The 12,178-nt window shown below is 69.1% G+C and carries 11 protein-coding genes and 1 other RNA gene; 8 read left to right on the plus strand and 4 right to left on the minus strand.

The features are described from left to right. Window positions 1–19: 19 nt before the first annotated feature. A complete protein-coding gene (locus BW733_RS02590) occupies window positions 20–442 on the plus strand; it encodes a sterol carrier family protein (RefSeq protein ID WP_077347643.1) in 423 nt (140 codons plus the stop codon). Here BW733_RS02590 and BW733_RS02595 read toward each other — a convergent pair. Then, window positions 435–1,727: a glutamine synthetase family protein gene (locus BW733_RS02595; protein ID WP_077347645.1), complete on the minus strand. Its 1,293-nt coding sequence runs from the start codon at window positions 1,725–1,727 to the stop codon at window positions 435–437. The genes BW733_RS02590 and BW733_RS02595 overlap by 8 nt on opposite strands. Before the next feature lie 110 nt (window positions 1,728–1,837). Here BW733_RS02595 and BW733_RS02600 point away from each other — a divergent pair, with 110 nt between their 5' ends. From BW733_RS02600 to BW733_RS02625, 6 genes are read left to right on the plus strand one after another with little or no spacing between them, the layout of a single operon-like run. Continuing rightward, window positions 1,838–2,671: a DUF2510 domain-containing protein gene (locus BW733_RS02600; protein WP_077347647.1), complete on the plus strand. Its 834-nt coding sequence runs from the start codon at window positions 1,838–1,840 to the stop codon at window positions 2,669–2,671. A 53-nt stretch (window positions 2,672–2,724) separates the two neighbouring features. Next, window positions 2,725–3,567, plus strand: a complete 843-nt coding sequence (locus BW733_RS02605; protein WP_077347649.1) for a DUF2510 domain-containing protein — start codon at window positions 2,725–2,727, stop codon at window positions 3,565–3,567. Window positions 3,568–3,622: 55 nt separating this feature from the next. After that, window positions 3,623–4,471: a type I methionyl aminopeptidase gene (map, locus tag BW733_RS02610; RefSeq protein WP_077347651.1), complete on the plus strand. Its 849-nt coding sequence runs from the start codon at window positions 3,623–3,625 to the stop codon at window positions 4,469–4,471. Between the two features lie 50 nt (window positions 4,472–4,521). Further along, window positions 4,522–5,043 (plus strand): SigE family RNA polymerase sigma factor, encoded by a 522-nt coding sequence (locus tag BW733_RS02615; RefSeq protein ID WP_077347653.1) that lies wholly within the window; start codon window positions 4,522–4,524, stop codon window positions 5,041–5,043. Further along, window positions 5,040–5,969, plus strand: a complete 930-nt coding sequence (locus BW733_RS02620; protein WP_077347655.1) for a hypothetical protein — start codon at window positions 5,040–5,042, stop codon at window positions 5,967–5,969. The genes BW733_RS02615 and BW733_RS02620 overlap by 4 nt, the downstream gene beginning before the upstream one ends. A gap of 46 nt (window positions 5,970–6,015) precedes the next feature. After that, the gene (locus BW733_RS02625) at window positions 6,016–6,819 is read left to right on the plus strand and encodes a transglutaminase-like domain-containing protein (protein WP_077347657.1); all 804 of its coding nucleotides are present in this window, start codon (window positions 6,016–6,018) and stop codon (window positions 6,817–6,819) included. A 3-nt stretch (window positions 6,820–6,822) separates the two neighbouring features. On the opposite strand, the gene BW733_RS02630 is transcribed toward BW733_RS02625, so the two are convergent. The 3 genes from BW733_RS02630 to BW733_RS02640 form a co-directional block, all read right to left on the minus strand. Next, window positions 6,823–7,773 carry a transglutaminase family protein gene (locus BW733_RS02630; protein ID WP_077347659.1) on the minus strand — a complete coding sequence of 317 codons (951 nt, stop codon included), beginning with the start codon at window positions 7,771–7,773 and terminating at the stop codon, window positions 6,823–6,825. After that, a complete protein-coding gene (locus BW733_RS02635; RefSeq protein WP_077347661.1) occupies window positions 7,770–10,256 on the minus strand; it encodes a circularly permuted type 2 ATP-grasp protein in 2,487 nt (828 codons plus the stop codon). The genes BW733_RS02630 and BW733_RS02635 overlap by 4 nt, the downstream gene beginning before the upstream one ends. 116 nt (window positions 10,257–10,372) lie before the next feature. Beyond that, window positions 10,373–11,629, minus strand: coding sequence for an integrase catalytic domain-containing protein (locus tag BW733_RS02640; RefSeq protein ID WP_152024495.1), 1,257 nt, complete (start codon window positions 11,627–11,629; stop codon window positions 10,373–10,375). Window positions 11,630–11,786: 157 nt separating this feature from the next. On the opposite strand from BW733_RS02640, the gene rnpB reads away from it, so the two are divergent. Continuing rightward, window positions 11,787–12,150, plus strand: an RNA gene (gene rnpB, locus BW733_RS02650) — RNase P RNA component class A. Window positions 12,151–12,178 lie beyond the last annotated feature (28 nt).

A 12,178-nucleotide genomic window follows, 5' to 3' on the forward strand; every position in this document is an offset into this window, starting at 1 on the left:
CGGCTATCCTTGCCAGGTCATGTTCAAGCCATCACCCAAGGTCGTCGCCGCGCTGCGCGGCAGGATCGACGACGCCTCCCTCGACGCGGAGCTGGCCCGGAAGCGTCCCGACCTCACCTCGCTGCTGCTGCGCGTGGCCCGCGACGAGGACGGCGACCTCGGCAGGGAGCTGACCGCCGCCGTCTGCCGGGCCGGCTGCGCCCTGCTCGGGGAGCGCCATCCAGGGGCGAGCATCGAGGTGCGGGTGCCGCCGTTCGCGGCCGTCCAGATCGGCTTCGGCAGCGGTCCGCGGCACACGCGCGGAACCCCACCAAATGTCGTGGAGTTCGAGCCGCAGACGTTCATCGACCTCGCGGTCGGCCGGACGGCGTGGGCGGCGGCGCCGAAGCGCGCGAGCGGCGTCCACGCGGATGAGGCTGAGGCGGCCTTCCCGCTCACATGACGCGGATGTGGCGCTCCAGTTCCCACGGGGTGACCTGGCGGCGGTAGGCCGCGAACTCCTCGCGCTTGTTGCGCAGGAAATACTCGTAGACGTGCTCGCCGAGGGTCTCGGCCACGAGCTCCGACTCCTCCATCAGGCGCACCGCCTCGTCGAGGTTGTGCGGAAGCTCGCGCACGCCGAGCGCCTTGCGCTCCCGGTCGCTGAGCCGCGACACCTCGTTCTCGCTCTCCTCGGGCAGCGGGTACTCCTCCTCGATGCCCTTGAGGCCTGCGTTGAGCAGGACGGCGTAGGCGAGGTAGGGATTGACGGCGGAGTCGACGGCGCGGTATTCGATCCGCGCCGAGGACGTCTTGCCGGGCGTGAACTGCGGGATCCTGACCAGCGCGGACCGGTCGGCGCGGCCCCAGCACGCGAACTGCGGTGCCTCGGACCCGGAGACCAGTCGCTTGTACGAGTTGACCCACTGGTTGGTCACGGCCGTGATCTCCGGCGCGTGGCGCAGCAGGCCGGCGATGAAGTGCTTCGCCGTCTTCGAGAGGTTGTACTCGTCCGAGGCGTCGTAGAAGGCGTTGGTGTCACCCTCGAACAGCGACATGTGGGTGTGCATGCCGCTTCCCGCGAACTCGGAGAACGGCTTCGGCATGAACGTGGCGTGGATGCCCTGGCTGACGGCGACCTCACGGACCACGACGCGAAACGTCATCACGTTGTCTGCCATGGTCAGAGCGTCGGCGTAGCGCAGGTCGATCTCGTGCTGGCCCGGCGCCGCCTCGTGGTGGCTGAACTCGACCGAGATGCCCATCTGCTCGAGCATGGTGATCGCGTCGCGGCGGAAGTCGGTCCCGTCGCCGAGCGTCGTGTGGTCGAAGTAGCCGCCCTCGTCGAGGGGCTCCGGAGGCAGCAGGTTGCGCAGCAGAAAGAACTCGATCTCGGGATGGATGTAGTAGGTGAACCCCATGTCGCTCGCCTTCTGCATCGCGCGCTTGAGCACGAAGCGGGGGTCGGCGTAGCTCGGGGACCCGTCGGGCAGCTTGATGTCGCAGAACATGCGCGCCGTCGAGCGGCCCGCCTGGCGCCACGGGAGCACCTGATAGGACGAGGGATCGGGATGGGCGACCATGTCGGACTCGTAGACGCGGGCGAAGCCTTCGATGGCGGAGCCATCGAACCCGACACCCTCCGCGATCGCCCCTTCGACCTCCGCAGGCGCGATCGCCACGGACTTCAGCGAGCCGAGCACATCGGTGAACCAGAGCCGCACGAACCGGATGCCGCGCTCCTCCATCGAGCGGAGGACGAACTCAGTCTGCCTATCCATGCCCGCAAGTGTGCCCGCCGGATGTTACAACCGCGTGACGACCGGAGCGTGAGACGAGGTCAACCTAGACTTGCCCCATGGCTCAGCCCGGCTGGTATCCCGACCCCGAAGGCGGCCCGACCCCGCGCTGGTGGGACGGCCGTTCCTGGGCACCACGACCTCACGGCTCCGGGCAGCCTCCGAAGGGACGCGGAGGCCTCATCATCGGCCTCGCGATCGGCGTCGTGTTCGTCGGCCTCCTGGCGGGGTTGCTGATCCTGCGTCCGTGGGACGGCACCGCCCCCGTCGGCACGGACACCCGCACCGCCCGGCCGACCGGGACGCAGTGGGACGAGCGCAAGACCTCCCCCGATCCCGACGAGGAGGGCTCCGAGCGCCCCTGCCCCATGGCCGAGGGGGACGACTTCGTGCGCGGAAGGGGCAACACGTTCACCTCGAGCGGGATGAGCTTCGACGGCGTGAGCGGATGGGAGGACTCGCTCGGCTGGTCGCTCGACTTCGCGACGCAGCGCACCGGCCAGGAGCAGTGGGTCGCCGAGGGCTGGGTCGCCGCGATCGCCATGGGCGGCCTCGACGTCGACGAGTACTCCTCCGATCCGCGCACCGCCGCGTCCCAGGTGGCCGACTGCATGTCGAGCTGGGTCTACGAGGGGCTGCTCGGCCGCAGCGAGCTGACCGACGACCGCGCCTACACGACAAGCGACGGCGTCGCGGGCTGGCTGCTGGAGTACAACTACTGGAACAACGACGACGTCGAGCTCGAGAACATCGAAGGCGACGTGGTGGTCTTCCTCGTGCTCGACACCGGCGACCCGCAGCGGCTGACCATCTTCCACTCGCAGGTCCCGATCGGCGACGATGCCCTGGCCACGAAGGTCGATGCGGCCCAGTCCTCGCTGCGTCGCGCCTAGCCGTGCGTGTCGCGTGCCGGGGCGGCGCTCCCACCGTCACCTAAACTGGCCCCATGGCACAGCCGGGTTGGTACGCAGATCCCACGGCGCCTGACGGTCGCAGGTACTGGGACGGTCAGCGCTGGATCGACCCGACCCCGCAGAAGAAGACGCCGGCCACCTGGTTGTGGCTGGGGATCGCGCTCGTCGTGGTTGCGAGCATCGTCGCCGCACTGATCCTGTGGCCCAGTGCCGGGAACCCCTTCGCAGCCACGCCCGAGGACACCCGCACCGCCCGACCGACCGGCACCCAGTGGGACGAGCGCCAGCCGTCGGAGACGCCGACTCCCACCCCCGTCGAGACGGGCTTCGGCGAACCGATCGACTGCCCCACCGCCGAAAGTTCGCCGCGCAGTGAGGTGAGAGACGGGAGGCTGTCGAGCGCGGGCCTGTCCATCGAGGCGCCGCGCGGCGAATGGACCGACTCTCCGGCCTACATCGACTGGATGCACGACGACAACTCGATGATCCGCTCGATCGCTCCCGGCTGGATCAGCAACGTGAACCTCGGCTACATCAAGGTCTCCGACGGCTTCTCCGACTCGCTGCCGCAGGCGGCCGAACAGTTCATCACCTGCATGGCCTCCTCCGGCATGTTCGAGAGCTTCGAGAAGCGCGAGGTGCTGCGCAACGAGGACTTCAGCGTCTCCGGCAGGATCGGCTGGCGGCTGACCTCGAACATCTACGTCAGCAACCAGCGCCACAACAACATCGAGGGCGACACCGTCGATGTCGTGCTCGTGCCGACCGAAGACAAGGACAAGATCGCCGTCTACGTCACCTGCGCGACGATCGACCTGAGGGACAATCAGGAAGAGACGAACCAGATGCTGCAGTCCCTGCGCTGGGACGGCTGACGACGGCGCTTCACCGCTGGGTGCTCCGCACACCGCAGCACTAGACTTGGGCCTCGTGAACCCAGTGACCGCGTACGACATCACCCCCATCCGCGACGTCCCCCGCTCCATCCGACGCCCCGAGTACGTGGGCCGTCCGGCGCCCGAGCGCTACACAGGCTCGGATGTGCAGAGCGACGAGGTGATCGAGAGGATGCGCGTCGCGGGTCGGATCGCGCACAGCGCGATGATGGAGGCGTCGAAGGCGATCGCCCCCGGAGTCACCACCGATGAACTCGACCGCGTGGCACACGAGTACATGCTCGATCACGGCGCCTATCCGTCGACGCTCGGCTACCGCGGGTTCCCCAAGTCGATCTGCACCTCCGTCAACGAGGTGATCTGCCACGGCATCCCCGACCTGCGTCCGCTCGAGGACGGCGACCTGGTCAAGATCGACTGCACGGCCTTCATCGACGGGGTGCACGGCGACAACTGCGGCACCTTCTTCTGCGGAGACGTCGACGAGGAGTCGCGGCTGCTCGCGGAGCGCACCCAGGAGGCGATGAACCGCGCCATCCGCGCGGTGAAGCCAGGCAGGCCGATCTCGGTGATCGGGCGCGTGATCGAGGCCTACGCGAAGCGCTTCGGCTACGGCGTGGTGCGCGACTACACCGGCCACGGCGTGCACACCGCCTTCCACTCCGGACTCGTGATCCTGCACTACGACGAGCCGCGCCTCAACACGGTGCTGCAGCCGGGCATGACGTTCACCATCGAGCCGATGCTCACCCTCGGCTCCGCCGAGACCGAGCAGTGGGACGACGACTGGACGGTCGTGACCGTCGACGGTTCTCGCTGCGCCCAGTTCGAGCAGTCGCTGGTGGTCACCCCCGACGGCGCCGAGGTGCTGACCGCCCCCTGAGCGGACAATTCCTCTCAACCAACCGGGGAGGGGAACCCGTAGTGGTGGGTATGAAAGGCACAGATGCAGACGAGGCGTTCAACGGCTTCGTCACCGCACACTCACCGGCCCTGCGCCGCACGGCGTACCTGCTGACCGGGTCGACGTCCGCGGCCGAGGACCTGCTGCAGGACGCGCTGGTCAAGCTGTGGCTCGCCTGGCACCGGGTGGAGGCATCCACCGCGAGCGCCTACACACGTCGGATCATGGTCAACCTGGCCACCGACCGTTGGCGGCGCAGGCGTTACGCGACGGTCCCCGTCGAGGAGGCCGAACGCTTCGCCGACCAGGGCGCCGCCCGCACCTTCGAGGCGAGCGAGGACCGCGCGTTCATCGTCGGCCAGCTCGCCCAGCTGTCTGCGAAGGAGCGCGCCATCGTGGTCCTGCGCTACTACCACGACCTCGCCGAGGCAGACGTCGCGGAAGCGGTCGGCTGCTCGGTCGGCACGGTCAAGTCCACCTGTTCCCGCGCGCTGGCCCGCATCCGTACCCGTGCCGAGGCCGCGCTGATCACCTCGAGGAGCACCTCATGACCCCCATGGATGAGAACGAACTGCGCCGCGAACTCGCGCAGGTCACCGTCCCGCAGCGTGACGACTCCGCCCTCACGGCCTCCGTCATCGCACGTGGACGCGGAATCAAGCGCCGAAGGGGCATCGTGGCCGCCCTGGCCGTCGCCCTCGTTGCGGTCGGCGGCATCGGGCTTGGCGTCTCGCTGATGCCCGGCGAGACGACCGCCCCGGCCACGGCGTCGCCTTCGCCCGCCCCGTCGCAGACGCAGGCCCCGACTGTGCAGTCGCCGTCGCTGCCTGCACCTTCCGCGTCGGCAAGTCCCAGCCCGACGGCGCCGGCCTTCACCCCCGTCTGGACCGACCCGGGAAAGCTGCCCGGCCAGATCGGGGACCTCGGCGGCTGGGTGCTCCCCCTCGACTCGCATGAGCCGGCGATCGCGGAGGAGAGCCTCGAGGCGCAGGACACCGAGGTGTTCTGCCTCCAGCAGCCGTTGACCTTCCCCGCCCTGACCCAGCTGACGGGTGGCCACACGATGGTGCTGAATGCGCCGACGTCGGTCGAGTGGCAGACGGTGCTGATCTTCCGCGACGAGGCCTCGGCGGTCGAGTTCATGACCCAGCTGAGGGAGCAGGGACAGGCCTGCCTCGATGCGGGGATCACCGAGCCGACCGTTGCCGATGGCATCGCTTATCGATCGGTCCCGACCTTCCGTGAACTGGAGGATCTGGGAGACGAGGGCATCGTGCTCGGCGGTTACTCGGAGGTCTCGCACGACGATCAGCGCAGTTGGGGGCTCGCCCCTGATGCCTCCGCGGGCTTCTGGGCACGGGAGGGCAACGTGGTCGGCGCCGCCTTCCTCGGCGGCGAGGCGGCTGGCGACATGGCGGTCAACGAGACCATCGGCAAGGAGCTCTTGGCGAACCTCGAGCAGATCCTCGAGGGCTGAGCCACCTGGGGCGACGGCGGTGCGCCGCAGCGGCTAGCCTGTTGCGGTGCACCGCCGACTCGTCTCAAGCAACCTCCGGATCCAGGTCTCCGCGACGGCCCAGCTCGTCTTCTCCGTGGCAGTCAGTGCCGAACATGAACCGGCGCAGGAACGACTCAGCCTCACGGTCGACGGGGACCCGATCGACGTCGAGGAGCTCCTTGCACCCAACGGTGGGCGGCTGCACCGCGCGGTGAACGTACCGGTCGGCCAGCTGATCGTCGACTACGCGGCGACGATCGACGGCCAGGCGCCGCCCGCGCCGCTGCAGGGCATCGACGAGGTGCTCTACACGCGCCCCTCGCGCTACTGCGACTCCGACCGGTTGGCCGCCCTCAGCGGCGCCCACTTCGACGGCCTCGAGGGAAGTGCGCTGGTGTCTGCGGTGCGGGCCTGGGTGCACGACAAGATCGCCTACCGCTCCGGGTCCAGCCGCGGCGTCGACGGCGCGCTCGACACGTATATTGCCCGCGCGGGCGTGTGCCGCGACTTCTCGCATCTGGCGATCGCCTTCCTGCGCGCCAGGAACGTTGCGGCCCGGTTCGTGTCGGTCTACGCACCGGGGCTGAAGCCGATGGACTTCCACGCCGTCACCGAGGTCTGGCTCGACGGGGCCTGGCAGCTGTTCGACGCGACCGGCCTCGCCCCGCGGCAGGCGATGGTGCGGATCTGCACCGGGCGCGACGCCGCGGACACGGCCTTCATGACCACGTTGGGCGGCCGCACCCAGCTCGAGTCGGTCCGCGTGGAAGCACAGATCGACGGGGACCTGCCGAGCGACGACGGCCTCGGGCTGAGCCTGCTGAGCTGAGGCTCAGAGCTCGAGGTCGAGCGTCTGCATCCGCGGCAGCCGGTCGCCGTCCATCTGCACCACGTCGACCCCGACGTCGAGCCGCGAGGTGACCGCCTCGGTCACGACGATCCCGCGCAGCGGGCTGACGTCGGCGAAGTCCCTCCCCCATGCCGTGACCAGGTAGCGCGAGTCGGCGAACTTGCCGTTGGTCGGGTCGATGTCGATCCAGGACCCGTTGGGCGCGAGCACCGAGATCCAGGCGTGGGAGGCGTCGGAGCCCTCCAGCTTCTCCTTGCCGGGAGGGGCGATGGTCTCGATGTAGCCCGACACGTAGCGGGCCGGGATGCCGAGGCTGCGCAGCACGGCGATGCCGAGATGCGCGAAGTCCTGGCAGACGCCCGCGCGCAGGTCGAGCAGTTCGTCGACGGTGGTCCGCACGGACGTGGCGCCTGGCCGGTAGGCGAAGTCGCGCCGGATCCCGCGGGTGAGCTCGCTGATGGCCTGGCCGAAGCCGAGGTCGGGGTCGAGGATGGTGTCGCTGTAGGAGGCGAGCCGGGGCGGCGCGGTCACGTGTCTGCTCGGCAGGCCGTAGACGGCGCGGTCGAGCCGCAGCGCCGGATTGCCGGCGATGGCCCGCGTGGCGGAGGCGAGGCTCCACGTGTCGAGCAGGTCGACGTCCACCTCCGGCCAGGCGACGTCGATCACCGCCTCCTTCACCACCTCGAACTGGGTGTGCGGGTAGTGGATCTCGAAGTAGTGGCTGAGGTTGCCGAACCGGTCGACGTGCTCGGTGTGCAGCAGCGGCTCGGGGAGGATGCCCGCGCCGTGGGCGACGACGCGCTGGCTAGGTGTCTCCCGCGGGCTGAGGAATCCCCGCTCGTGGCACATGGTGACAGCGTCGGAGTAGAAGTAGCTGGTGCGGTGCTTGAGGAAGTAGCGACGAGCCGTCAGGTTCTCCGGTAGCTGCCTCACGACGACTCGCCTCCGTCCGACCAGCCGCTGAGGATGGCCCGCCTCGGCGCGCTGCGGGTGAGATGGGTGCGGCTGAGCTCGTCCGCGATGCCGCGCAGCTCCTTCCTGATCTGCGCGAGGGTCGGCGCGAGGCTGCGGTCGATGACATGCCCCGCGAGGTCGGTCTCGCGGACCGAGTCGGCGAGACTCTCGACCCGACCGGCGAGCCCGTCGTCGCCGAGCAGGAGCAGGTCGTCGCCGAGCCGGTCGAGCTGGAAGGCCACGGCGCGCGGGTTGCTGCGGTCGGAGACGAGCAGCTGGGTGGCGGCGACGGTCGGCTTGCGGTGGGACTGGCCCGCCGCCGAGCGCCTGCGCTGCGTGATGAGGGACTCCCCCGCGTCGAGGACGGCGTCGACGAGCTGGTTCTCGACGACGGCGGCGTGGTCGGCGCCAAGGGTGGCCTCGACGAGGCCGAGCATCCGCTGGGCGCGCTCGAGCCGCAGGCCTGCGTCGAGGAAGGCCCAGGTGGCGTCGCGGGTGAGGCTTTCGGCCTGGATGCCCGCCAGGGCGAGGGTGCCGTCGATCAGGTCGTCGAGGACGCCCGCGAGGTCGCGCCGCCGTGCCGCATCGCCGACCCGGTCGTCGAGCTGGGCCAGCACGTGCCAGAGATCCCCGGACATCAGGTCGGGCACCTCGTGCGCCGCAGCGCTCAGCCGTCGGAGGCTGTGGGCGACCGAGCCGCGCTGGTCCGCCTCGGTGATCGCGGTGCGGATGCGCTTGTGGGCGACGGGCAGGTCGTCGACGCCGAGGTCGAGGCCCGTGATCTGCTGCCCTGCGCGCAGCATGGCCGCGAGCACCTGTGCCCCGCGGGAGGCCGGGCGGCGTCCGTGGTCGCGCGCGAGGTCGAGGCAGAGGCGCAGCAGCCGGATGGTGGAGTCGGCGCGCTCGGTGTAGCGGCCGAGCCAGACCAGGTTGTCGGCGACTCGCGGCGCGATGGACGCGCGCCCGGCCGCGACGACCCCTCCGTCGAAGCTGGTGGCCCAGGTCTCAGCGGCATCCTCGGGGTCGAGCACCCAGACGTCCTTGGCGATGGCGTCCGCGTCGTTGCTGATGGTGAAGCGGTCATCGGGGGCGACCCTGGCCAGGCCGCCCGGAAGGAACTCGTGGCCGCGGTCGACGCTGACGCCGAAGGTGCGCAGCACGATCCGCCGTGGGACGAGGCCGTCGTCGGTCACGACCGGGGCGGTGGAGAGGTGGACCGGCTCCTGCCCGCACCAAGCCCACGGTTCCGCCGCGATCCGAGCCCGCAGGTCGGCCCGGGTGGCGTCGTCGAGTTCCCGACCGGGCAGCGGGGCGATTCGTCGGGTGCGGTCGATCGGCTTGATCAGCAGGTCGTCGAGGTTGGCGAGCACATGGCCGCGGGCGGCGTCGTCGCCGCACCACCACGTCTGCGCCGAGGGCAGGAGGAGGTCTTCGCCGAGCAGTTGGCGGGCGAGGGTCGGCAGCAGGCCGAGCAGGGCCGGGTTCTCGAGCACTCCGCTGCCGATCGGGTTGACGGTGGCGACGTTGCCGAGCCGGGCGGCCTCCAGCAGGCCTGCGAGGCCGAGCTGGGAGTCGCTGCGGAACTCGAGCGGGTCGATCAGTTCGGAGGCCACGCGGCGCAGGATGACGTCGACGAGTTCGCGCCCGTCGGGCGAGTTGATCCAGACCTGGCCGTCGCGCAGCACGAGATCCTCCGCCTCGACGAGCGCGTAGCCGAGCAGGGTGGCGATGAAGCCCTGCTCGTAGGCGGTGGCATCGGAGGCGCCCGACCACATCAGCACACCCCTCGGCGTGTGTCCGTCGCGGGGTGCAAGCTGCTGGAGCGCGGCGCGCATGGCGGAGAAGTAGCTACGCAGACGGGCGGGCCGGGCGTCGTGGTGGAGATCGCCCATGATGCGCGAGGTGATCCGACGGTTGGCCATGGCGTAGCCGGCGCCCGCCGGGGTGCCGGTGCGATCACCGAGCACGGTCCACTCCCCCGTCGAGGAACGACCGAGGTCGGTTGCGACGAGCGGGAGCCAGGTCTCACCAGGAACGGGGATCCCGCACGCCTGGTGCAGGAACTCCTGATGCCCCCACACGATCTCTGCAGGGATCGCGCCCGAGGAGAGCAGCCGCTGGTCGCCGTAGATGTCGGCGAGCACGAGGGAGAGCAGCCGAGCGCGCTGGGCGAGGCCAGCCTCGAGCCGGTCCCACTCCTGGGCGGTGAGGATCACGGGCAGCGGGTCGATGATCCAGCGCCTGCCCGACTCCCCGCCGTAGAGGATGCCCTCGTCCCGGACGAGGTCTGCCATCTCCGCCCGAGCCACTACGAGGCCGTCGAGGCCGAGCGCCTCCATCGTCGCGGCGAGCGGCTCCTGGTCCGGACGGAGCCCGGACGTCGAGGTGAGCTCGTCCCAGTGCGCGGTGAGCCTGGCGCGGTAGGCGGCCAGCTCGTTGGTCGCGGTCGCCTCGGCAGTCACGGCGACAACCCTACTGCCGCCCGGCCGGGCACTCCACCGACTCGTGGTACCTCACTGTCAAGTCCCCGCGAAATGGTAGGCCTTACCTCAGATATTTTTCCCCGCGAAAACAAGGGTTAGCTGGCCCGGGTTTTGAGGCCGGCGGGGTCGGGTGCCTTCCATGCGATGTGTTGTTCGAGACGGGCTGTCTTTCGGCCTGCGAGTCGGGTGAGCTCCTGTTGGATCTCGGTGATGCGTCGTTGCATTGCGACGGGTTTGAGGGTGGCCTTGTAGGCGGCTAGTTCTGTTTCCTGGGCGGGGTTGAGGACCCCGGCGGCCAGGAGCCTCTGGTAGGGGGAGCGTGGCTTGTCGTAGAGGCGTTTGCGGCGCCCTACGGTGTCGGTGGCCCAGCCTTCGGGTTTCTTCGTGGGGGTGAAGAAGTTGAGCCGGTCGTTGACCAGCGGCCATAGCTGGTTGAGTAACGCGAGTTCGGTGGCGGTGTCGTAGCGGTGGTAGAAGCCGTAGCGGCGCACGAGGTGGTTGTTCTTCGATTCGATGGTGGCTTGATCGTTTTTCTTGTAAGGCCGCGACCGGGTGAAGAACACCTCTCGTTGGCCGGCCCAGCCGATCAGGTCGTGGTTGATGAACTCCGAGCCGTTGTCACAATCGATCCCGGTGACCGCGAACGGGACCTGGGCGATGAAGTGGTCGAACGCGGTCCGGATGTGGAGGTGGGCGTTGTTGCGGATGGAGTAGGTGAAGCTCCAGCCGGTGTGCATGTCGGTGAAGTTCACGCTGCGGGCGAACTCGCCCTTCAGCGTGGGGCCGCAGTGGGCCACGGTGTCGACTTCGAAGAACCCGGGTTCGGCTTCGACCTCGTCACCGGCTTTACGCACGGTGATCGAGTTTCGTAGCAGGCTGCCGGGCTTGGTGGCGGTCTTTCCTCGGATCGGGTCCTTCGCCCGCGCCGGTGCGAGGTACCGGTCGATCGTGGCCGCCGACATCGATTCCAGCTCGGCCCTGACCTCGGCGCTGTAACGGTCCTGGCTAGGCACCAGTTCGCCTTCGGCTTCCATCGCATCGATCAGATCGCTCATGGATGCGGCGAGGTACTGCCCGCAGCTGCCCCCCGAGGCCGCCCATACCCGCTGCAGGATCAGCCTGGCGTCGTAGGAGTACTTACACGCCTTGGTCTTGCGCCGATCGATCACCGCGACCGTCGCGGTGGCCCGTCCCGGGGCCTGTTTCAACCGGGCCACCAACTGCTGGCGGGCATGGTCACGGTTCCAGCCGGTGATCTCGACCACGTGGTCGAGGATCTGGGACTTGCCCTTCTTCGGGGCCGCGGCATAGGCCTTGGCGTACTTCTTCGTGATCTCGACTCGGGCTGCCATCGACAGCTTCTCTCCAACCTCCACACCCCATCGTGGCCGGTCACTGTTTCCCGGGGAAAAGTATGTGAGGTACGGCCCCTTCGTTCGCGGGGACTATGTATGAGTGTCGTCGCGACTTAGCGCCGCCGGGCACCGTAGGTCTACAATCGACGATGGACGAGACGGCCAGATGATCGCGGCTGGAGACAGCTGAGGAAAGTCCGGACTCCACAGAGCAGGGTGGTGGGTAACGCCCACCCGGGGTGACCCGCGGGAAAGTGCCACAGAAAACAGACCGCCTGGCGACAGGCAAGGGTGAAACGGTGGTGTAAGAGACCACCAGCACCCCAGGTGACTGGGGTGGCTAGGTAAACCCCACTCGGAGCAAGACCAAGAAGGTCGACCCTCGGGTCGGCCGCGGACGCCGCCTGAGCGCTGCTCGCGCGAGGCGCCCGGGTAGGTTGCATGAGCCCGTCGGCGACGGCGGGTCGAGATAGATGATCATCCGTCGACAGAATCCGGCTTACCGGCCGTCTCGTCCCCCAACTCTGGTCGTCCACTTCCATGGCG

The organism is Tessaracoccus flavescens, from assembly GCF_001998865.1.
GTDB lineage: Bacteria > Actinomycetota > Actinomycetes > Propionibacteriales > Propionibacteriaceae > Arachnia > Arachnia flavescens.

Excerpts from the sequence above, each read along its gene's own strand:
- BW733_RS02590 (WP_077347643.1), top strand. The coding sequence starts at position 20 with ATGTTCAAGCCATCACCCAAGGTCGTCGCCGCGCTGCGCGGCAGGATC.
- BW733_RS02595 (WP_077347645.1), bottom strand. The coding sequence starts at position 1,727 with ATGGAGGAGCGCGGCATCCGGTTCGTGCGGCTCTGGTTCACCGATGTG.
- BW733_RS02600 (WP_077347647.1), top strand. The coding sequence starts at position 1,838 with ATGGCTCAGCCCGGCTGGTATCCCGACCCCGAAGGCGGCCCGACCCCG.
- BW733_RS02605 (WP_077347649.1), top strand. The coding sequence starts at position 2,725 with ATGGCACAGCCGGGTTGGTACGCAGATCCCACGGCGCCTGACGGTCGC.
- BW733_RS02615 (WP_077347653.1), top strand. The coding sequence starts at position 4,522 with ATGAAAGGCACAGATGCAGACGAGGCGTTCAACGGCTTCGTCACCGCA.
- BW733_RS02620 (WP_077347655.1), top strand. The coding sequence starts at position 5,040 with ATGACCCCCATGGATGAGAACGAACTGCGCCGCGAACTCGCGCAGGTC.
- BW733_RS02640 (WP_152024495.1), bottom strand. The coding sequence starts at position 11,629 with ATGGCAGCCCGAGTCGAGATCACGAAGAAGTACGCCAAGGCCTATGCC.